Raw genomic sequence first — 21,474 nt, 5'->3', positions numbered from 1 at the left:
CATGACGACGTTGCCCCTGGGTTTAGCATTGTTGGCAGGAGTTCTGACTGTTCTTTCACCTTGCGTCTTGCCAATTTTGCCGATTATTGTGGGGCGATCGCTGCAAGCTCATCCCTACGCTCCGGTTGTGCTAGTGTCGGGTTTAGTGAGCGGGTTTGCGGTAGCAGGAAGTTTGTTAGGCATCACTGCAAGCTGGTTGACCGGGTTAGCTAATGGCATTCGGCTAGGCGCGATCGTCCTCTTGTTAGTTTTAGGAGTGTTGGCAATCTTTCCCCATTGGAGCGATCGCGTATTCAGTGTGCTTCGCATTCAGCGATTTCAATCGTCTGCGTCCCCCGGACTGTTGGGCGAGTTTTGGCTAGGCACCCAACTGGGCTTCCTCTGGACACCTTGCGCTGGACCCATTCTAGGCAGCATTTTGATATTAGCCGCTGTCGATCATCAAATATTAGGTGCATTTCGCTTATTGTTGGTTTACGGCATTGGGGCAGCCTTGCCCTTGTTAGCGATCGCCTATGGAGGACGCACCCTCAGCCGCCAACTTCTTAAGATTCGTGCCTACAGTGCAACATTACAGCGAGTTGGAGGTGTAATCGTGGTGATAACGGCGATCGCTATTCTTTTGGGCTGGGATGTGCAAATTCAACTTTGGCTAGCGCCATTTTTTCCAAACCCGTTGCTTTAAAGAGGAGCCTACGCCTGTGTCAGTTTCTATTCTGCGATCGCGCTATTTCATTGTGACTCTGTCCCTGCTTTCTGTTACTGCGATCGCGCTTTATAGCGGATCTCGAACAACATTGAGTTCTCCAAGCGCGATCGCAACAGTAAACTTTCCTGATCCGAAAACCGTTCCCTCAAATGTGCAAGGAGAACAAACTGTAGTATTCGCAGGTGGATGTTTTTGGGGTGTAGAAGCCGTGTTTGAACATCTCAAGGGAGTTTCTAATGTTGTCTCAGGTTTTGCGGGAGGTGACGCTAAAAGCGCAAACTACGACGCGGTCAGTTCTGGCAGCACGGAGCACGCTGAGGCAGTAAAAATCACCTACGATCCTACGCAGATTTCCTACGGACAGTTACTCAAAGTTTACTTTGCTGTTGCCCACGATCCAACTCAACTGAATCGTCAAGGCCCTGACTCTGGCACCCAATATCGTTCGGCTGTCTTTTTTGCTAACTCCGAGCAGCAGCAGATCACGAAAGCCTATATCGAGCAACTTAATGAGGCAAAGATTTTTAAGGGTGCGATTGCCACCCAAGTTACGCCTTTAAATGGGTTTTATGAAGCCGAAGAATATCACCAAGATTTCATCGATCGCAATCCAGCTTATCCTTATGTTGTAATTCACGATTTACCTAAACTCAAAAATCTTCAAGTCCAGTTTCCCACACTATATAAGAACAAAGTAAGATAAATTTTTTATCCATCTCTCTGACTCATTATTATGACTTCAGCAACTCCTGCCCGCAAGAAAGCACTACCAACTCCTAGCCAAACTATTTTGGCAAAAACATTTCATTGGGTGAACATTATTAGTTTGCTCTTAATGATTAGCAGCGGACTGCAAATTTATAATGCCAATCCTGTGTTTGGTAGTCGGGGTGGTTGGCGTTTTCCCAATTTATTTCTACTCGGTGGCTGGCTGGGAGGGGGACGGGACTGGCATTTTGCGGTGATGTGGATCTATTCCCTCAATCTCTTGGGCTACGGTTTATATGTTTTTATTAGCCGCCGTTGGCAACGACGATTTGCGAGCTCTAGTGATGTCAAAGCGATCCGAGTGAGCGAAAATGTAAAGCGTAAAAACTATGCCTGGCATCGGCTAATTTATACCCTGATTATTCCAATTCTCATATTGGCGATCGCCAGTGGTCTGGCAATGTATAAACCTGTTCAACTGTATTGGCTTGCCGCACTATTTGGAAACTGGCAAACCTTACGAACCGTTCACTTTATTACAGTGCCTACGGTTCTTTTGTTTACTCTGGTTCATTCCTTATTTGCCCTAAGGGTTGGCGGCACTCGTTTAATCAAATCAATGTTTGTCTAGTTTTCTCATAATCACCTGCTTGCAATTGTCTCCACTCACCGATCGCCCCCACAAAATCATGAGCCTGATTCTACCGAAACGCACTCTTTCTCGCCGTCACTTGCTGCAACTTTCTGGGCTATCTGGGCTGGGTCTGCTGCTGAATGGATGCGGCACCAGTTTATTTTCCAATGAAGTGGGTCAAGCCACTGAGCCGCTCAACCAAGCGATCGAATCTTTACTGCTTACCCAAAAACCTACCCCAGAATATCCGCTCAGCGCGATCGAACCGGATAAACTTCTCATTAATACCTTTGATAAAGCACCCCAGATCGATCCCGCCAAGTTTCAATTGGCGATCGCTGGAGAAGTCGCCAATCCTTTGCAGTTGAGCTTGGCAGATTTGCAAAAACTAGCGTTCACCTCCATGGTAATTCAACATGTATGTGTCGAGGGTTGGGCGGCGATCGTGCAATGGGGTGGCGTTCGGTTACAGGATCTTGCGGCTCTGGTTCAGCCCAAATCCAGCGCTCGCTACGTCTACTTTAAATCTGCCGATGGTTACTACGAAAGCTGGGATCTTGCCTCGGCGCTCCATCCCCAAACCCTGATGGTATATCAAAAAAATGGGCAACCTTTATCAGTAGATAATGGTGCCCCATTGCGATTAGCCTCTCCCGTTAAGCTGGGCTACAAACAGAGTAAATGGGTCACGGAAATTACCTTCATTTCTCAATTACCCTCTAAAAAAGGATATTGGGAAGATTTCGGCTACGAGTGGTTTGGCGGAGTCTAGTGCTACTGCTGTGATAACCTTTTCACGGTCTCACCGGCTAGCAGCCGATGGGCATCCATTAACGCCTCTGGAATTGCCTCAGCATGGGGGCTATGTACCAAACTGGGGCGCAAATCAAGCTCTGTTGCCCGACTCGCATTTGCGCCAGGGAACCAATGCCCAGCATTAGTCAGCAGGTTGTAGCGCATTTTGCCGTAGTCCATCATGTCGTAGGCGATCGCCAAATTCCGCAGCATCAAGACCACTGGAATGTTGATATTTCCTGGTGTTTGCTCGTAGCTGGGCAAGCCGACCTGCCAAGTTTTAGCCCAAGCCTCGCCAAACTGATCAATCATTGCCTGCTCCAACCGTTGCAAAATGGGTGGCAATACTTCCTCAACGTGATCCAATAAATCTAGGGTTTTGAGATGTTCGTCAAAATCTTGAGGGCGGGCAGCGCCGATGCTAAGCGTATGAATTTGCGGACGACTCAGACAAAACAGATCGTTGAACACCATGGGGCTAAGAGGCGCGCATAAATCGACTAGCCTTTGGGGTGGATTTTCAAGCATTCCGCCTTTGTTTGAGGGGCTGATAATAAACACCCCCATATCATGCCGATTAGCAGCGGCGATCGCCCCCCAATTGGTTTGATTAATGTAGTACCAATGCAAATTGATGTAGTCGAAAGCATCCGTGGCGATCGCCTGCTGAATGACTGCTGGAGAAGCGTGGGTCGAAAACCCGATGAATCTCACCTTACCCTGCGCCCGAAGCTGACGCGCTACCTCTAAACAGCCACCAGGACGAAGACTATATTCCAGCAATTCGGGGGTGTTAATACCATGCAACCCCAACAGATCTATAGAGTCGAGCTTCAGATAAGCCAAAGACTGGTCGAACGTGCTGCGAAATGCGGCTGCATCTGCGCTAGGAGAGATTTTGGTTTGAACAATGAGTTTTTCGCGCGGTAGCTTGGGTAGAATCTCACCAAGCTGCATTTCTGAAGATCCGTATCCTCTGGCGGTTTCGATATGGTTGATGCCCACCTCAAGCGATCGCCGGATCGTTGCTTCTAAATTTGCCTGATTGTCGAGTGGGACATCCTGCTGAGGCAAATCTTGCCATTTGTACTGGTAACGCATTCCGCCACAAGAGAAAACAGGCATTAGCAACTCAGTACGCCCAAATCTTCGGTATTGCATATTAAGGAGTTAAGAAAGGAGTTACAAAGGAGGAAATTGACCAGTCAAAAAAGTCAGGGGTCAAAGTGATATTCTAAAGAACCTCGATATTTATCCCCTTTAAAAGTAGCAATAATAGAGAAACTATCTAAACTTCAGCCCGTTAGGAACTGCTGTTAGCTATGCTGCATACAATCATTGAATGTTATTAACTACACATTACTTTACTTAAAGTTTATGGATATATCTGAATTAGATGACTTAGAAAACTCTGTTCAAGATTTACTCTCCCTCGCCAAAATAGAGCTAGAAGAGAACCGCCTTCAGCAACAGAGAGAGGAACAAGTTAGTCAGGAAATTACTCGCATTCAAGCTCGGTTAGAACCACTTTTGCTACAAATTGAAGAAATGTTGGCAAAGCTAACCAACGAAGATTTTGTCGAAAGTACTACTAAGCAAAAGCTAGAGGCGAAGGCAACAGATTTACGACAAAAGTTAGCGGATGCTCCTTTACTAGCCTCGCAAATTGTCGATCGCCAAATGATTCTGAACGAAGAGCGATTACTGGATGAAAGAATTACAGAGCAAACTAACCGATGGCGGCAAGGCTTAAAGGCAGATTTGCTAGAAATGATTGCCGAGCAAGTTGATTTCTATAGTGCCACAGACACTTCTATTGCCATCCGCGTCCATATTCACGACCTGAAAGCGATCGGTGCCCTTGAAGAAGTTGTCGATGCCCTGATTAACCAAATCAATGGACATAGCGAAGAAGGCCCTGTTGCTCGACTGAGGGGCAGCCACGAACAAACCCTCTCTTTTATTTACAACAAGGCTTTGGAGAACCGCGCCCGCGTCGATCGCGCCCCGGATGTGCAACCTCGGGTGCGTCATCGCACTACCGAAAAACGCCCCAATCCTTACGGCGTACTGGAAGGCAAAGTTGTCATTTTTGGCGGACACGATCGCCTAGAAACCTCGATCCGTAACCGCTTGCGTGAATCTAACGTCAACCTGGTTTGGTGTACTGCGCAAGCAGGGCCGCAACTGGCAGAACAAGCCGAGAGCCATATTTGCAAAGCTGATTTAGTTTTAGTAGTGACAGGATATACCAGCCATAAGTTAACGGATAAGGCAATGCAATCGGCTCAACGAGCCGGAAAAGCAGTGGAAATGGTCAATACTACAGGAGTCGTGCGGGTTTTAGAAGCGATCGAATATGGACTAAAAAGTTTGCAGTTGGCAAAGCAACTGAACGGCAATGGGCATTTCTCGAAACAGGCGTGAATTTAGAAGTATTCGGAACTGTGGGATAGACCTCTTAGCTATCCCATTTTGTCCCAACCTCTAAAGCTCTCTCACCGTTGCTTGTCCATCCTTCACTTCACCCACCAAAACGACATCTGTCACACCCACAAACAAACCGTTTTCCAGTACGCCAGGAATGTTATTGAGAGTTTTCTCTAGTTCAACCGGGTTCTCGATCGCCCCAAAATCTACATCCAAGACCATGTTGCCCTGGTCGGTAATCACAGGGCCATCTTTTTTGATGCCCATGCGCAACTCCGACTTGCCGCCTAGCTTGGCGATCGCTCTTGTCACTGGAGCTACTGCCATGGGTAAGACTTCAACAGGCAGCGCAAAAGTTGTCCCCAGTTGGGTCACTAGCTTAGAGCTATCCACCACTACAATAAATAGATCTGCTAAGGCATCTATCACCTTCTCGCGGGTATGCGCCGCGCCGCCGCCTTTGATTAGATTTTTTTGTGGATCGACTTCATCGGCTCCATCAATGGCAACGTCAATGCGATCGGCATCATCGAGGGTGATGAGGGGAATGCCGTATTGTTTTGCCAGCATTGAGGCTTGAAAAGAAGTGGGGATGCCCTTAATGTCGGTGAGTTCGCCCGATTTAAGGCGATCGCCCAGAAACTGAATAGCAAATGCCGTCGTTGACCCTGTGCCTAGTCCCACAATCGACCCTGACTTGACCCAGCTAGCAGCAGCCCTGCCAACCTCTTGCTTCATCAGTTTCACGGGATCAATTTCTGCCGTCATTCTAAAATCTCCTTGATCTAACAAACTTCTTTAGTAAACTAGAGGCGCACTTCTGAGGCGCTTCCTCCAAGGTTTATTATCCCTTGTCTGGTTGCCCAACTTCTTAATTTAGGAGCAAATTCCCGATGCCCTACCTCAGCAAAATTTTGATTTACCCGATCAAATCCTTTGATGCCGTGGAAGTGCCCGCAGCCCAAATTCTGCCTGGCGGAGCGATCGCCCATGATCGAGAGTTTGCCATGGTGGATGAGCAAGGGCAGTTTGTTCACGGCAAGCGCACTGAGAAAATTCATTCCGTGCGATCGCGCTTTGACCTTTCCGCCCGCACGGTCACCTTACGGGTTGAAGGGCAAGGGCAATCCCACGCCTTTCATTTAGATAGCGATCGCCCCGCCCTAGGATCCTGGCTAAGCGACTACTTTGGCACTCCTATCACCCTCCAGCAAAACCTTCATATGGGCTTTCCCGACGACACCCTCGCTTCGGGTGCAACGGTGGTAGCAGTGGAAAGTTTGAGAGCGATCGCCTCTTGGTTTCCTGGCATGACCCTGGAAGAAGTACGGCAACGATTTCGTGCCAATTTGGAAATAGAAGACGCTCCGGCATTTTGGGAAGACCAGTTGATGAGTGAACCGGGGCAGCTTTTGCCATTTCAAATTGGGGAAGTCGCATTCTGGGGTAGCAATCCTTGTGCTCGGTGTATTGTGCCCACTCGAAACCCCTGGGTTGGAGCGCGCGATCGTCACTTTCAAAAAGAATTCATCGCTCAACGAAAAGCAACCCTACCCGCCTGGGCAAAGCCCTCGCGCTTCGACCACTTTTACCGCCTCAGCCTCAACACCCAAGTCCTGCCTGACCAAGCAGGCAAGACCCTACGCCTCAACGATTTAGTGTCTCTCTGACCCAATTTAGCGGAACATGATGCTGACAGAAGTATCCTCATGAATTCGCCAAATCGTTTCACCCAGTAGGTTAGCTACCGACAGCATTTTGAGTTGTTCAAAATGTAGCTCTTCTGCCAGCGGAATCGTATTGGTGACAATCACTTCTTCAAACAAGCCACTCGACAGCCGCTCCACAGCCTGCCCCGAGAAAACCGCATGGGTAGCACAGGCATAAACCTGACGCGCCCCTTGCTGCCGCAGAATCCTAGCTCCCTCAGATATTGTGCCTGCTGTATCGATCATGTCATCGACCAAAATTGCGGTTTTTCCAGCAACATCGCCAATCACATTCATCACCTCAGCCACATTATGCACCTGACGGCGCTTATCAATGATGGCTAAGGGGGCATCGTTCAGCTTTTTAGCAAAGGCACGAGCGCGGGCAACTCCACCCACATCTGGCGAAACCACCACAATGTCTTCCAGCTGCTTGCTGATCAGGTAGTCCAGCATGACGGGCGACCCGTAGACATGATCAAAAGGGATGTCGAAATAGCCCTGGATCTGGGCAGAGTGTAAATCCATTGCTAGCAGACGATTTGCTCCTGCTTGGGTAATTAAGTTCGCCACCAGCTTGGCTGTAATCGACTCTCGTCCCGCAGTTTTGCGATCGGCTCTGGCATAGCCGTAGTAAGGCAGAACTGCTGTAATTTGCCGCGCCGAGGCTCGTCGACAGGCATCTATCATAATCAGCAGTTCCATCAGGTGATCGTTAACTGGGCAGCAGGTTGGCTGGATGAGATAAACATCACACCCCCGAATAGATTCCTGAATTTGAACATAAATTTCGCCATCGGCAAACCGCTTGCGCACCATAGGGCCCAAGTCCATTCCCAAGTAGCGGGCAACTTCTTGAGACAGCGGAATATTAGCAGAACCCGAGAATAGCCGAAGGCGGCTATTGTCCGTAACTGGTGGAAAAGAAGACAAAACAGGAAGAGTTGCAGAGCGGGTCACAGAATGTCCTCTGACGCTACAAACACCGAAATACTAACATTATCGGCATACAAAAGGCGCTCAGTAATTTCTTCTAGCAACTATCAAAAAATTCATGTTGCGATCGATACAACTTTGTAAAGTTTTTGACTTGGGTAGCTTGCGCAGACAAAACCTTATTATTTAGCAATCTTGAATTTTTACATGCTGAAAAAAGGGAGAAACTAGGCTGAACGAAATTCAGTCCGTTTTTTCAAAGTTGCTCCCTTTTAACAAATGCTCACAACAGTTTCAAGCCGATGAAATGTGAGACCGGAGGCAGTGAAGACCGAGCGTCCCTCTCCCTAAAACTTGAGTTAAAATGCGATCGCTAACTCTACAGGTCGCCCCCCCGAAGTGCCAGCACAAAAATGACGGCTGGACCAGCAAGGACAATCAGCGCCAAGCAAGTCAACTGTACAATCGCCTCAAAATTGATTCCACCCAAAAAGTTTGTTAGAAAATCCATTGTTCCTCCCAGAAATCATTTGATTAATTTTGATAGATATAGACGCGAGCCTCTAACCCCACATTTTAACCGTTAAGTGCCCCACTCTCTTACACTTTGATCTCTTACACTTTTAAAGAAACTCCTTCCTCGCTTTTCCTATGTCAACTTGGTGCTGTGTTAAACAATGTGGGGCTTGCTGCTATCTAGAGCCATCCGAGCGCCCTGACTTAGATGTGTATCTGACGACGGCTCAACTTGAGCAATATTTAGACTTGGTTGGAGACGATGGCTGGTGCATAAATTTTGACCATACCGATCGCGCCTGTAAAATTTATGCCGATCGCCCTCAGTTTTGCCGAGTCGAACCCGAAACGTTTCATGAGATGTTTGGCATTCAACCTGAAGAACTGAGTGACTTTGCGATTGATTGCTGCCATGAGCAAATTGAAGATGTGTATGGCGATCGCAGCCTAGAAATGATCCGCTTCGATCGTGAAATTGGTCTATGAACTTGCTTCACTTTGTCAAATACAACATAAAATGAAAGGAATATGAAAACTATTCTTCTCTAACCTGTGAACATTTCTTCAATCTCCACTGGTGCAGAGAACTCACCACACCCTGCCCCAGACCCAGCAACGAATATTTCTCAATCGACGCAATCTCCCTGGGGCGAAGAGCTCAGGATATTTGCCTCCACTTTTTTCACCATCTTTTTAGCCGAATTAGGCGATAAAACTCAGGTTACAACACTGCTGCTGAGTGCCCAATCCCACGCCCCCTGGATTGTATTTGCTGGGGCTGGATCGGCGCTGGTGGCAACCAGTCTGGTTGGGGTGTTGCTGGGTCGTTGGTTAGCTCAGCGAGTGCCGCCTCGGACACTGGAGGTAGCGGCAGGGGTCTTGCTGCTAGTGCTGGCAGTCTTGTTGGTTTGGGATGTGATACGAGGCTAGAAGACTGTTACAAGCCTAGAGCTATCGCGGGAGTAGGGCTATTGCAGGAGCAAAAAGATGGATTGGAATTTGCTGGGTTTGAGCTTTGTTACGGTTTTTATTTCGGAGCTAGGAGACAAAAGCCAGTTAGCCGCGATCGCCATTAGTGGTCGTTCTAATTCGCTGCGGGCTGTTTTTTTGGGTTCGACCGCAGCGCTGGTGCTGGCAAGTTTTTTGGGTGTTTTTTTGGGTGACAGCCTCTCTCAGGTGTTTCCAACGCGCTGGGTCAAGGCGATCGCGGCAGTAGGCTTTGCTGTTATGGCAATTCGTCTGCTGTTTTTTGGTGATGCCGAACCCAAAGACTCAACGCCTGATTTAGCTTCAGATTCTCTGCCCAATTTAAGGTCTGAAGAATAACACCTTTGCTACTGAGAATAAGCTTGCTATCTAAGAATAAAAAAAGTTGGCAATCAAGTTCGTGCAAATCAGAGGATAATGAGCTATAGGATTCTGGTTACTGCCCATGACTCAACAACTTTTTTTATATCCTGAAGAAATTGTTAATGAGCTTGACATCAGCCATCTGGTCATTGAAGACGATATTCCTGTGGACAATTTTCAGTCGGAAAAGCAGCAGCGGCTTTTAGTAGAACCACTCTATAGTTCTTGGTTACCGGGAGCCTCTTTCGTCGCGGCGGCAAATGTCGGCTTGTTCTACGGACTAAAGCTTGAGCCGATCGTTCCAGATGCTTTTCTAAGCTTAAATGTCAAGATGCCTAGCGACTGGAGTCAAAGGCAAAATCGCTCTTACTTAGCATGGGAGTTTGGTAAGCTGCCAGAGGTTGCCATTGAGATTGTCTCGAACCGTAAAGGCAATGAGTTGACCTCGAAAAAGTCAGACTATGCTCGCATTGGCATGGCTTACTATGCGGTGTTTGATCCTTTGCAGCAGCTACAGGGCAAAGACGAACTGAACGGGTCGCTTTTGAAGGTATGGGAGTTAACGGGAAAGAAATACGTCGAGCTTCCTGAACCCTTCTGGTTGGAGTCCGTTGGATTGGGACTAAAACTTTGGGAAGGAACATTTGAAGCGCAATCTGGAATCTGGCTCCGCTGGTGTGATCAACAGGGACAAGTTATCGCCACTGGATCTGAGCGGGCAGATGCCGAAAGTCAACGGGCAGATGCTGAAGGTCAACGGGCAGATGCCGAAAGTCAACGGGCAGAGCGACTTGCTGCACAGCTACGAGCAATGGGAGTCAACCCAGATGAAGTCTGAGTGCTGCCCTCAAGCTTGGAATGTAACTTGCGGGCAGGTCTGCTGCGGGTAGAATTGTGGCGGAGCGCTGCTCAAGCCTTTCTCTTATGCCACTGGAGGCACGTTAGAGATGAATCTACCTGTCGTGATTGATATTGCCATTGGCTTAATTTTTATCTACTTAATTCTCAGCCTATTAACTTCTGAAATTCAGGAATTGATTACAATTCTGTTGCAGTGGCGCGCTGAGCATTTGAAGCGATCGATTGAAAATTTATTCACAGGTGACAGCGTAGATGATCCGCTCTATCAGAAATTTACCGATAAATTTTATAACAGTCCCCTCATTAAGGCACTGAACCAAGAAGCAAAGGGGCGGTTAGCCGTTTCCTTTCGCAAGGGAGTTCAATCCATCGCGGCTCTCTACTATTTCGTCACAAAAACTAGAAGCGTATTTCGCAATCAAAAAAGCGGTCCTTCTTATATTCCTGCAAAAACATTCTCAGCCGCGCTTTTACAACAAGTTCGGATCAAAGAATTGAGCCAAAAAGTAAGTGAACTCACTGCCCGTAAATTTAGTACTCAAAAGTTAGCTCAAATTTGCGCATTTCTAAATACCTTCTATCCTCAGTCCGATCGCAGCTTAGACGGCGAAGGTTTAGTCCTAAAACAGCAGTACCAAAATCTGCAACAGAGCTTAGATCAAACGATCGCTGATCTGGTCAATGGTCGTTCTATTTTGTCGAGTTGCCTTGAGCAACTTTCGGCGCAAATGGCGCTGTTTCTTGATGGCATTGATTTGGAATCTCAAAGCGATCGCGCCACTCCAATGATTCGCAGTCAGTTGGCATATCTTAAACAAGCGATCGCCGAACGTCTCTTAGAACCAACTGTTACTGAAGTTTTACAGCTAATTTTTAATCAAGGTAACGCAGCCCAGAATCCTGGCTTCTCCGATATTTTGACTGATCTAAAAGCCAAAAATCCTGAGTTACTCAGTCAATCTGAGTTACCCAAACAACTTCAAATGAGCCTATTAAGCTTAGCCCAGCAGTCGCAGATTAAGAGCAAAAACTTGCAAGAAGGGGTAAATCAGTTAGAGCAGGAAGTGTCAGATTGGTTCGACACTTCGATGGATCGAGCGTCTGGAGTTTATCGGCGGAACGCCAAGGGCATTGCGATTTTGATTGGTTTTTTCTTTGCGATCGCCACCAACTCTGACACTTTTTATATGGTCAGCCGCCTCTCTAAAGACACTCTGCTGCGCTCCACCATTAGCCAAGCCGCTGACCAGGCTGTCGTGAGCACCTCAACCACGCGATCGCCCAACAGCACTACGCCAACCAACAGCCCGATTCAAACAGATTTGAAATCAGTCAAAACGGCTGTAGATGATGTGTTGGACGAACTACCTTTGCCTGTAGGCTGGAACAAAATTGTCGTGGATGAGCAGGTACAAGATGAAAAGAAAGGCTGGCTATTGCCAATTCCGCAGCGAGTCCTCGGCTGGTTTGTAACAGGTCTGGCGTTGTCGATGGGGGCTGCGTTTTGGTATGACCTGTTGAATCGGTTTACTCAAGTCCGCGGGACAGGAGCAAAGCCCGATGAGAAGTAACTTTCAGTTTCTGCGTTCAGCAAGCGGCGACTGGGCGACCCCTTGCGGGTATCTCGAAGAGCACGCTTCCTTATACTAAAGCTCCCATAACCTGCTCTGCTAAGCCGAAGGATAAGGTCATCCCGGCACCCCCCAGCGCATTAACAATTGTCACATTTTCTTCTGGATGAGCAATCAGATCCACTTGTCCCGGAAGTTTGGCATAAACTCCGTGCCAGGTTTCAGCAATTTCAAATGAGGGAACTTTCGCAAAGCCTTTCAGATAATCCAACACGTACTGGTTAATTTCTGCGCGATCGAACGGGTCGGGGTTCAAGCCATATTCATGAGAGTCCCCTAGAATGAGTTCTCCAGAGCCGTTTTGAGACATCATCACATGAATGCCCCACTGGGGAAAGTGAGGCGTTTCAGTGGCAATTCGTTCTTTCAGAGCCGCTAGGGAGGGACAATCTGCGAAAGCTAGATAGTGGGTGAGAGTTAAGCCGCCACACAGGGAAGGTTTCAACCGCCAGCGATCGGGCTGGGCAACAGTCCGCATCATTTGCAGCTTCACTTTGGTCAAACCGCTGGCAGTATACAGAGCGGGGTAGAGTGTTTCAAAATCTGCACCACTACAGACAAAAATGTGGGTGCCTGTCCATTGTTGATTGCCTGCAAGCACCTGGGAATTAGCAATTTCAGTGACGACGGTGCCAAAGTTAAACTCGACCCCGTAAACTTCTGACAGATATCCGGGTAGCTTCCGAATCGCCTCTCGCGGATCAACCGTCATTTCGGTCGCGCTCCAGAGTGCGCCTAGCAGTCCCTCGGTAATGGCTGCCGGACTTTTTTCAGCCACTTCAGTAGAAGTAATAAGCCGGGTTAAATCGCTGCTGTTTGTCTGGATGAACTCCTCCAAGACCGCCATCTCGTCTTGCCGATAAGCGAGGTGTAAAGAGCCGCATTGCTCTAAATGAATGTCTGCTTTAGAAGCAACTTCGATCCAGATTTCTCTGGCTTTGAGGGCGCGATCGCTTAATTCTCCTTGAGGCTGTCCGATCGGCCAGATCATGCCAAAATTACGAATTGAAGCACCTACAGCATAAGGACTTCGCTCAAACACCACGACTTTAAGTCCTCGTTTGGCAGCGGCTAAAGCGTGTGCTAAACCCACGATGCCCGCACCCACAATTAAAACGTCTGCCTGATTCATCTGAGTCAAAGAATAGAGGTTACAAAGAAAGAGGTTACAAAGAAATAATTTTTTCTTTCAGTTCTGATAAAGAGCCGAGTAATCCATGATTGGGGTATGACTCTAACTGCGCTTTGGTGTGAGTGCCGTTAGTAACGCCCAACGCAAGCAAGCAGTTTGCATGGATGCCAGCTTCTAAATCTGACGGTGTATCCCCGATCGCGATCACCGTTTTTGGATCTTTTATTCCCAGCAAGTACATGGCTTTTTGAATCATGTAAGGTGCAGGACGACCTTCGCTATTATAAATTTCTGAAGGAGTGATGGAAGCTTGAATGATTGAGTCCGAACCCACATAGTTCTCGTTGAGTCCGAGATCCCAGCCCAGACGATTCAGAATAATGTCAGTGACTTCTCGATAAAAGCCTGTGTTTAGGGCAATTTTGATGTTCTGAGAATTGAGCCAAGTGAATAAGTCCAAGCAACCTTCTGTGGGTTGAACGGGTTGCGTTTGATAATGGTGTTCTAAAACCTCTTTGAACTTGGCATAAGAACCCTCAACGCTGGCGGCGTAATCTGGATGCTCTACGCCAATTTGTTCTTGCCAAAGGGTTTGGAATACTCGCTTTTTTGCCCAACCCATCATAGCAGTGATGCGATCGCGCTCTGCCTGCAATCCTGTCGATTCAGCGGCTGTAAAAAAACAAGCTTGAACTTCATTTTCATCTTTAACGGTTGTTCCCGCCATATCAAAAACAACGAGTTGTACCTGAGCCATTCTGCACCTCCAAATGATTAAAAAACTACCGAACTAACCAGGCTTGAGTGCGCTTTTGCAGTCCGCGTGTGAGTAACCAATAGAGCAACCGAACGCCTAGACTGGTGCAAACTAACAGAGTAGACATCGCCGCCGCCGCCGCCGTATCTCCAGCATCATCCATGTTGATGATTGCCACAGATGCCAAGGGCAAAGTGGGTGGGTAGATGAAAATTACTTCTGAAACCGTGATCATGGCATTGACGAAGAAGTAAATGCCAATTTCTAGAATGGCGGCTAGAGAAAGGGGTATAGTCACCCGCCAAAAGGTTTTGTAAAATGGCACTCGCATTGACGCAGAGACAGATTCAAACTCTGGGTCAATTTGCTTTAAAGCGGTACTTGCAGTTAAAAAACTGACCGCATAGAAGTGAATGGTGGTCGCAATCACCAGAAGCGTCATAGTTCCATACAGCCAATTAAACGGATTAACCAAAGCATAGTTGGTAAACGGAATTGACCAAAGTGGCTTGTTGAAGAAGAACACATAGGAGAAGCCCAGCACCAGACCTGGCAAAGCCAGAGGCAGCGTCGATAGAAAATAGTTGAGCGATCGCAGCCATTGAAACTCTTTACTTTTTTCTATTAAATAAGCACCGATAAACACAATAATTGTCCCAAATATTGCCGTGTAAAGCGACATCCGGATACTGTTCCAAAACGCATTATAGCCACCGCCGCCGACCGTGCTAAAGTCGTAATTTTTTAAGCCCAGGGTCAGGTTATAAGGCCAGGACTGAACCAATGACGCAAAGATGATAGTGACAAAAACCAGCAGAGCAAACAGCACTACCAAGCTACAAAAAATCAGCATTGCTCGATCTAGTATAGGACTCGGCTTAGCCTGAAACGGGACAGATTTGGCGCTTACTTGAGACGTTTGACGACGATTAATCAAGCGATCGACAACAAATGCTAGCAGTGCTGGAATCAACAAAAATACGCTAATGGTTGCTCCCATGGAAAAATTCTGCTGACCCACCACCTGCTTATAAATATCTGTAGCAAGAACGTTATAGCTACCACCGACAACCTGGGGTACACCAAAATCAGTGAATGCCAAAATGAAACAAACAAAAATGGCATTAATTAGCCCATACTTAACGCCAGGTAACGTTACGGTAAAGAAGGTGCGAATGGGAGAACTCCCCAAAACTTCGGCGGCTTCGTACAACCGAGCATCGGTTAACCGTAATGCGGTCATCATGATAACGAAGGCTTGGGGAAAACAGTAAAGAGATAAACCAATGATGATGCCGTTGGCACCATAAAGCTGAATGTTCCATCCTGGAACGAGTCCAAACAGTCCTGTGGTGAATAATCCTTGATTTCCAAACAAATAGACTAAACCGATCGCATGAGCCAACGGTGGAATATAGAGCGGCAAAAGACCCAAAATCCGAAAGAAATTCTTACCTGGCATTTTTGTCCGAGCAATGGCATAGGCGTAGGCAAAAGCTAGACCGACGGAAACCAAAGTAGTGGCGATCGCCACATAAAAACTATGGAATAACGACACACCTAGAGCAGGTGTCGTGAAATATTGAACATAGTTTGCCAGCCCAATCCAGTTGCCGTCAGTATCCTGAAAGCTGCGAGTAATGGTGGGGTAAAGTGGCAAGACCACGCCTAACAGCAGCCAAAATGTCGCCAAGACCAGCAAAACGCGCATGATCCAGTCTTCAGTCGTGACAATGTGCTGCCGCTTTGGAAAAACCTTCCCCAGGGCTAATTGAATCGCCCCTTTTTGGTCTGTAGATGCAGTCATGGCAATTAACCAATTTTAGATTTACGATCTTGGATTCTTGACGACCAAATTTTTTCTACAACGTTCAAAGTACCTAAGTCGCAAAAACTTGAATGCGATCGGGTGGAAACCGCAGTTTGAGCAATGAATGGGTAGTGAGATCGACCTTACTCGCTTCTTGAATGGAAAGCTCGATCGCAATTAACTCTTTTGCATTGCCTTCAGGACACAAAGTGACACGGTACGCTGAACCCAAAAATTCGATCGCTTGTACTTCGGCAATTACAACATTAGAAAGAGATAATTCAGGCGAATCGGGTTTCAAAATCTGAATATCTTCGGGACGAATCGCTAAGGTAACCGCTTGATTGGGCGAAGCTTCATTTTGAGACACGTCAAAGATAATATTGCCGCAACGGATCTGACTAGGTGCGACCACACCCCCATGGAGAAAATTCATCACCCCAATGAAGTTAGCAACAAAAGGCGTATTCGGATGCTGATAAATAGTTCGAGGCGTTCCCACTTGGGCAATGTACCCTTTGTCCATGACAACCGCTCGATCTGCCATCGCCAAAGCTTCAGACTGATCATGAGTCACCATCACAGTGGTAATTCCCAGTCGCTTTTGCAATTGGGAAATTTCAGTGCGCAGCTTCACTCGAACTTGAGCATCCAACGCAGAAAGCGGTTCATCTAGCAGCAGAAGTCCTGGCGACAGTGCCAACGCTCTGGCTAACGCTACCCGCTGTTGCTGTCCACCGGACATTTGAGAAGGATACTTTTGCCCAAAGCTTTCCAACCCCACTAAGTCCAATAATTCTTCCACTCGGGTTTGAATTTTCTGCTTGGACTCTTTGGCATTTTGCAATCCGTAAGCAATATTTTGAGTCGCCGTCAGGTTTGGAAACAAGGCATAAGACTGAAACACAATGCCAAAATCTCGTTTTGCTGCCGGGAGCTTGGAGACATCTTTGCCTGCTTGAATAATCCGTCCGCTCGTTTGGTCTTCTAGCCCAGCAATAATTCGCAGCAAGGTGGTTTTGCCACAACCGCTTGGGCCCAACAAGCAGACAAATTCACCCGGATAAACATTCAGATGAATATCACGCAAGGCAACGAACTGTCCAAAGGTTTTATGAACATTTTCTACTTGGAGATAAGGCTCTCCTAAATTCCGGGCTGGAGCTTCTCCAAGTTGGCGGATTGTTTGTGACTGTTCTGAAGCGGTGTTGGAAAGTGAAGTGGTGCTAGAAGATGGGCTTTCCTGAATTGACTTTACGGATGATTGCTCTGAGAAGGTCATAGTGTCTGTTGCTCCTTTCGGGGAGGACAATGGAACGTGAGTATTTAATCGGCAGGTAGCAATGAAGCTGAGTTCTAACTTCACTGCCTATTACAACCTACCGATCGCGACGTAACCCTAACGAGCAAGAGCGCTTAGTCTCTCTAGCCCTTGTTTGTTTTGGAACCATACCGCTTCGTCCACTCGGCAAGAATGCGATCGCGGTTTTTTGCTGCCCAATTAAAGTCGTTCTTTTTAGTCATCTGCGCAAGAGGGTCAGCAGGATATCCGGCTGGAATTGGCACATCCGTTTTCACAGCAGTTACAGCAAAATTTTCGGCATACTTTTTGCTAGCGTCAATCGAAATTGCCCAGTCTAAAAATGTCTTAGCCGCTGGCTTAATTTGCGCTTTTTTGACTAAAGCATTGGACTCAATATCCCAACCCGATCCTTCCTTAGGAAAAACCGCTTGAATTGGCTCGCCGTCAGCTTTTGCCTTTGCCGCCCGATAATCAAAAGAAACACCAATGGGATGCTCACCTGTTCCTGCCAACTTACAAGGCTTGGAGCCAGACGGGACGTACTCTGCAACGTTCTGATCGAGCGCATCAAGATACTGCCATCCCTTTTCCTCTCCTTTCATTTGCAGAAGCGCCGAAACAGACAGGAAACCTGTGCCCGATGCCGCCGGATCAGACATGACAATTTGCCCTTTGTACTCTGGCTTCGTCAAATCTGCCCAGGATGTGGGGATGGCTAAATTTTTCTTTTTCGCCTCTACGGTATTGACGCAGAAAGCAGACATCCAGGCATCAATGCCAACCCAGGTCGGCGGGTTACGAGGATCTCGCAATTGCGCCTGCACTTGCTCCAGCCCTTTGGGCGCGTAAGGTTCCAACATACCTTCCTGATCGGCAACCAGTAAACTTGTGGCTGCTAATCCCCAAACCACGTCCGCTTGAGGATTGTCTTTTTCCGCCATGAGTTTAGCGGTCACAATGCCCGTAGAATCTCGAACCGTGTTAACCGTAATATCTGGGTGCTGGGTTTTGAACGAGGAAAGATACTCCTTAATTTGATCATCCTCAAGAGCCGTGTAGACAACTAGAGAAGAGGAATTTCCTGTTGTTACTGCCGCAGGATCAGCAGAAGTTGAAGCATCGGGTTGCTGAGTCACACATGCAGCTACGACAAAGGTAAGCACCCAAGCCATCAAGACTTTTGAGCTAAAATTGAACCACTTATTTCTTCTAAACATTTTCTGTCACTTAAATATTGTGAATTGCATAGTGTGAATATCGTTAGAAATGTCTAGACATCTGGTGGCTGAAGAATCAAACCTACTCATTTTGTCTAGATCTTCACGCGAATCATATGATTAAACGTAATTTCGTGGGTTAATGCCGTATTAAGTCCAGCTTGTCTTTCACTTAAGAATTAAAATGCTTGTTTCTACAGTTCTTTAAGTGAAAATGGTTCTTCAACTATCCGCTCTACAGGTTCAACAGCTGATTGCCCACGCTACTCGCACCTACCCCGAAGAATGCTGCGGACTGCTGCTCGGGCATCTCACGCCCGATCGCCTCTTTAAACAAGCCACCAAAACTAAAAAAGTCACCAAAGTTTGGGAAACGGTTAATGCTTGGAACCCAGAAGTAGGCGCAGAGCTAACGGCGATCATTCATCACATTGGCATCGGCAAACGCGATCGCTTTTGGATTGATCCTCAAGATCTTCTCACTGCCCAGCGCTACGCCCGCGATCATCAACTTAATATTGTGGGGGTCTATCACTCTCACCCCGATCATCCGGCAGTGCCTTCCGAGAGCGATCGCCGCTTAGCCTGGTCAGATTATTCTTATCTAATTCTGTCTGTGCGATCGGGCGTTGTCTCAGACTATCGCTGCTGGACGCTAGATGATCAGCAGCAGTTTCGGGCAGAAGAGGTGAGGACGCAGCAGTAAACTAAAGTCTTCTGTCGCCCTTCGTCATTTCTGTTCCTGCTCTCTCGGGTTCGGTATTATGAAATAGAGGGTCTGGAAAATTGTAGGATGATGATATTTGCTCACTCAGCCTTAGAGGATGTCTGAGAAGTCTAGATTGCTATCCGATCCGCCCCCTGAATCCCCCATTTTGGGGGACTTTGAAGGAGCATTGGTTCGGAAGTCCCCCAGAATGGGGGGATGGGGGGCGAGTGTAAGAATCTTTGATACTTCTCAGACATCCTCTTAGACAACTCGGTTTATGCAAACTCCCTCATTGCCATCCTCGGCTCAAGCTCTAGAATGCTTCCGAGTTTGCTATCAACTGACTACAATGTACCGATTGATCTACCTCGTCCGGATAGACGAGCGTACGAGAAATACTGTTATTCTAGCAACTGAAGAGTTCGTTGTGACTCTCAACAAAAATGGGGAGACAACTTTTCTATGAACCAGCCAAACTTCGAAACGATGTCTCAGTCAGAACTTTGGTCTTACGTCTTACAGCATCGCAGCGATAACGAAGCATTCTACAAATTGATGGATCGGGTGGGTTCAGTGCCTGGAACTCCAGTGCGATCGATGGAGCATTTGGCTGAACTAATTGAGACGAAACAAAAAGCTCGTGAGCAACAAGCAGATTAGCAGAGGCGATCGCTGAAGGCAGTAAATTCTTTGCTAAAGCCGGAGAGCAAGAGCAATCAGCCCCCAAAAAGGAACTTGAAGGGAAACTAAGCAATCACTCCATAGAGCGTGTCTCGTTGGCGGGGCGATCGCCCAATGCTTTCGATCGCCGATCGCAAGGTTTCCACTTCCATGCAAGTGCCGCCAGTTGCGCCTGCCATGGTAGTGATATGTTCCTCCATCAACGTCCCGCCAATATCGTTACAACCCCAGTTCAGCGCCTCTGTTGCCCCTGCCAAGCCCAACTTCACCCAACTCGGCTGATGATTGCTAATCCAATTCCCTAAGAAGATCCGAGCGACTGCCATCAGCAGCAAGGCATCTTCTAGAATAGGTTGATCGCGTCCGACCCGACTACGCAGAGGCTTGGGGGCTTCTTGCCCAACGAAGGGCAACACAATAAATTCGCTAAAGCCGCGATCGCTACGCTCTAAAGACTGTTGTTGCAGCGATCGGAGTAGCCCCAAATGCCGCATCTGCTGCTCAGGCGTTTCAATATGACCCGATAAGATAGTGCTTGTTGTCGGCATACCCAAGCAATGCGCAGTTCTCACGACCTCTAACCAAACCTCTGTGTTGATTTTTTCAGGGCAAATGACTCGCCGCACCGCATCATCCAAAACCTCGGCGGCAGTTCCCGGCATTGAGCCAACCCCAGCTTCTTGAAACGCATCAATCACCTCAGAAAAACTCAGTCCATCTTGCCGCGCAATAAATTCTACTTCCTGGGGCGAGAAGGCGTGAAGATGCAGATGAGGGAAACTTTCTTTAATAGTGCGGACGATTCGCAAGTAGTAAGGGAGAGAACCACCATTTAGCTTTGCCCCTGGGTGCAAACCACCCTGCATACAGATTTCGGTGGCGTTGCGGGCAACTGCATCGATAGTTTTTTCTAAAATTTTGGCTTCATCTAGCCAGTAGGCGCCTTCTGCCCCCTCGTCGCGGCGGAAGGCGCAAAAGCTACAGTGCTGTTCGCAAATGTTGGTGAAGTTGATGTTGCGGTTGATCACGTAAGTGACCGTTTCACCCGATTGTTGCTGGCGCAGTTGGTCAGCGGTTTGGCGAATTGCCGCGATCGCCCCTGCCTCTTTTTGCCGCAACAGCAGTACGCCCTCTGCTTCTGAGAGATCATGATTTGCCAAAGCCCGGTTCAAAATAGCCTCAACCGTTTGAGTCTGCACAGCTTACCTAGCTAAAAGTTTCTTGAGTTAAAAATCGTTCAAATAATTCAAATAATACAGGCACGGAAAATCCAAAGCTCTAAGTAAGGGGTTTTACCCCATCTCCCCAATTAGGATCAGTTGACCTACACTAGCTCAGCTTATTTAATTCTGATAGGAAAAACCCTAAAAAACAATTTTTGAAGTGTAAAAGATTTTAGTATTTTGTCCGGCTCATCGTCTCTACCTTTTTATTAGGCTGATTATGTTCTTTAATTGAGAAACAATCCATAAAATTGTTCAGAATTGTGTGATATTTTCCCTTTGCCCCCTTATACTTTGTGGAACTGTTCAAGCCGTTCAATTTTCGTACTATTTCTTGAGTACAGAAGTGAGTACAAAGGCGAT

The 21,474-nt window shown here is 47.4% G+C and carries 23 protein-coding genes; 13 read left to right on the top strand and 10 right to left on the bottom strand.

All coding sequences use genetic code 11. The annotated features are described in order from the left end of the window. Position 1: 1 nt before the first annotated feature. The 4 genes from KME11_10085 to KME11_10070 are packed head-to-tail and all read left to right on the top strand — an operon-like array spanning position 2 to position 2,823. On the top strand, positions 2-685 hold the full coding sequence (locus tag KME11_10085; GenBank protein MBW4515562.1) for a sulfite exporter TauE/SafE family protein: 684 nt from the start codon (positions 2-4) through the stop codon (positions 683-685). A 16-nt stretch (positions 686-701) separates the two neighbouring features. Then, a complete protein-coding gene (msrA, locus tag KME11_10080) occupies positions 702-1,412 on the top strand; it encodes a peptide-methionine (S)-S-oxide reductase MsrA (protein MBW4515561.1) in 711 nt (236 codons plus the stop codon). 30 nt (positions 1,413-1,442) lie between these two features. Beyond that, positions 1,443-2,048, top strand: coding sequence for a cytochrome b/b6 domain-containing protein (locus tag KME11_10075; GenBank protein MBW4515560.1), 606 nt, complete (start codon positions 1,443-1,445; stop codon positions 2,046-2,048). 58 nt (positions 2,049-2,106) lie between these two features. Further along, complete coding sequence (locus tag KME11_10070; protein MBW4515559.1) at positions 2,107-2,823, top strand: molybdopterin-dependent oxidoreductase; 717 nt, start codon at positions 2,107-2,109, stop codon at positions 2,821-2,823. 2 nt (positions 2,824-2,825) lie between these two features. Here the strand turns inward: KME11_10070 and KME11_10065 are convergent, their stop codons facing one another. Then, positions 2,826-4,007 (bottom strand): aldo/keto reductase, encoded by a 1,182-nt coding sequence (locus KME11_10065; GenBank protein ID MBW4515558.1) that lies wholly within the window; start codon positions 4,005-4,007, stop codon positions 2,826-2,828. Between the two features lie 216 nt (positions 4,008-4,223). Between KME11_10065 and KME11_10060 the strand changes: the two genes are divergently transcribed. Further along, on the top strand, positions 4,224-5,273 hold the full coding sequence (locus KME11_10060) for a DUF2325 domain-containing protein (GenBank protein MBW4515557.1): 1,050 nt from the start codon (positions 4,224-4,226) through the stop codon (positions 5,271-5,273). A gap of 60 nt (positions 5,274-5,333) precedes the next feature. On the opposite strand, the gene rpiA is transcribed toward KME11_10060, so the two are convergent. Further along, entirely contained in the window at positions 5,334-6,044 is a 711-nt protein-coding gene (gene rpiA / locus KME11_10055) for a ribose-5-phosphate isomerase RpiA (protein ID MBW4515556.1), read from the bottom strand. 125 nt (positions 6,045-6,169) lie between these two features. Between rpiA and KME11_10050 the strand changes: the two genes are divergently transcribed. After that, on the top strand, positions 6,170-6,946 hold the full coding sequence (locus KME11_10050; protein MBW4515555.1) for an MOSC N-terminal beta barrel domain-containing protein: 777 nt from the start codon (positions 6,170-6,172) through the stop codon (positions 6,944-6,946). Between the two features lie 6 nt (positions 6,947-6,952). On the opposite strand, the gene KME11_10045 is transcribed toward KME11_10050, so the two are convergent. Both KME11_10045 and KME11_10040 read right to left on the bottom strand, forming a co-directional pair. Further along, positions 6,953-7,945, bottom strand: a complete 993-nt coding sequence (locus KME11_10045; GenBank protein ID MBW4515554.1) for a ribose-phosphate pyrophosphokinase — start codon at positions 7,943-7,945, stop codon at positions 6,953-6,955. A gap of 355 nt (positions 7,946-8,300) precedes the next feature. After that, positions 8,301-8,432 (bottom strand): photosystem II reaction center protein Ycf12, encoded by a 132-nt coding sequence (locus KME11_10040; GenBank protein MBW4515553.1) that lies wholly within the window; start codon positions 8,430-8,432, stop codon positions 8,301-8,303. A gap of 140 nt (positions 8,433-8,572) precedes the next feature. On the opposite strand from KME11_10040, the gene KME11_10035 reads away from it, so the two are divergent. From KME11_10035 to KME11_10015, 5 genes are all read left to right on the top strand, one after another. Continuing rightward, the gene (locus KME11_10035) at positions 8,573-8,923 is read left to right on the top strand and encodes a YkgJ family cysteine cluster protein (GenBank protein ID MBW4515552.1); all 351 of its coding nucleotides are present in this window, start codon (positions 8,573-8,575) and stop codon (positions 8,921-8,923) included. Between the two features lie 81 nt (positions 8,924-9,004). Further along, positions 9,005-9,367 carry a TMEM165/GDT1 family protein gene (locus KME11_10030; protein ID MBW4515551.1) on the top strand — a complete coding sequence of 121 codons (363 nt, stop codon included), beginning with the start codon at positions 9,005-9,007 and terminating at the stop codon, positions 9,365-9,367. Between the two features lie 57 nt (positions 9,368-9,424). Continuing rightward, the gene (locus tag KME11_10025) at positions 9,425-9,763 is read left to right on the top strand and encodes a TMEM165/GDT1 family protein (GenBank protein ID MBW4515550.1); all 339 of its coding nucleotides are present in this window, start codon (positions 9,425-9,427) and stop codon (positions 9,761-9,763) included. 106 nt (positions 9,764-9,869) lie between these two features. Then, entirely contained in the window at positions 9,870-10,625 is a 756-nt protein-coding gene (locus KME11_10020) for a Uma2 family endonuclease (protein MBW4515549.1), read from the top strand. Positions 10,626-10,734: 109 nt separating this feature from the next. After that, positions 10,735-12,219, top strand: coding sequence for a hypothetical protein (locus KME11_10015; GenBank protein ID MBW4515548.1), 1,485 nt, complete (start codon positions 10,735-10,737; stop codon positions 12,217-12,219). A 70-nt stretch (positions 12,220-12,289) separates the two neighbouring features. On the opposite strand, the gene KME11_10010 is transcribed toward KME11_10015, so the two are convergent. From KME11_10010 to KME11_09990, 5 genes are all read right to left on the bottom strand, one after another. Then, positions 12,290-13,411: a TIGR03364 family FAD-dependent oxidoreductase gene (locus KME11_10010; GenBank protein ID MBW4515547.1), complete on the bottom strand. Its 1,122-nt coding sequence runs from the start codon at positions 13,409-13,411 to the stop codon at positions 12,290-12,292. A 34-nt stretch (positions 13,412-13,445) separates the two neighbouring features. Next, the gene (locus KME11_10005) at positions 13,446-14,168 is read right to left on the bottom strand and encodes an HAD hydrolase-like protein (GenBank protein MBW4515546.1); all 723 of its coding nucleotides are present in this window, start codon (positions 14,166-14,168) and stop codon (positions 13,446-13,448) included. Between the two features lie 25 nt (positions 14,169-14,193). Continuing rightward, entirely contained in the window at positions 14,194-15,975 is a 1,782-nt protein-coding gene (locus tag KME11_10000) for a putative 2-aminoethylphosphonate ABC transporter permease subunit (GenBank protein ID MBW4515545.1), read from the bottom strand. A 73-nt stretch (positions 15,976-16,048) separates the two neighbouring features. Next, a complete protein-coding gene (locus KME11_09995; GenBank protein MBW4515544.1) occupies positions 16,049-17,260 on the bottom strand; it encodes a putative 2-aminoethylphosphonate ABC transporter ATP-binding protein in 1,212 nt (403 codons plus the stop codon). A gap of 143 nt (positions 17,261-17,403) precedes the next feature. Further along, entirely contained in the window at positions 17,404-18,498 is a 1,095-nt protein-coding gene (locus tag KME11_09990; protein MBW4515543.1) for a putative 2-aminoethylphosphonate ABC transporter substrate-binding protein, read from the bottom strand. 214 nt (positions 18,499-18,712) lie between these two features. On the opposite strand from KME11_09990, the gene KME11_09985 reads away from it, so the two are divergent. Both KME11_09985 and KME11_09980 read left to right on the top strand, forming a co-directional pair. Continuing rightward, complete coding sequence (locus KME11_09985) at positions 18,713-19,204, top strand: M67 family metallopeptidase (protein MBW4515542.1); 492 nt, start codon at positions 18,713-18,715, stop codon at positions 19,202-19,204. A 489-nt stretch (positions 19,205-19,693) separates the two neighbouring features. After that, positions 19,694-19,867, top strand: a complete 174-nt coding sequence (locus tag KME11_09980) for a hypothetical protein (protein ID MBW4515541.1) — start codon at positions 19,694-19,696, stop codon at positions 19,865-19,867. Positions 19,868-19,953: 86 nt separating this feature from the next. On the opposite strand, the gene cofH is transcribed toward KME11_09980, so the two are convergent. Continuing rightward, complete coding sequence (gene cofH / locus KME11_09975; GenBank protein ID MBW4515540.1) at positions 19,954-21,087, bottom strand: 7,8-didemethyl-8-hydroxy-5-deazariboflavin synthase subunit CofH; 1,134 nt, start codon at positions 21,085-21,087, stop codon at positions 19,954-19,956. Positions 21,088-21,474 lie beyond the last annotated feature (387 nt).

Source organism: Timaviella obliquedivisa GSE-PSE-MK23-08B, assembly GCA_019358855.1.
Taxonomy (GTDB): Bacteria; Cyanobacteriota; Cyanobacteriia; order Elainellales; family Elainellaceae; genus Timaviella; species Timaviella obliquedivisa.
The sequence above is the reverse complement of the archived record's forward strand: the minus strand, read 5'-3'. Positions and strand labels throughout refer to the sequence as shown.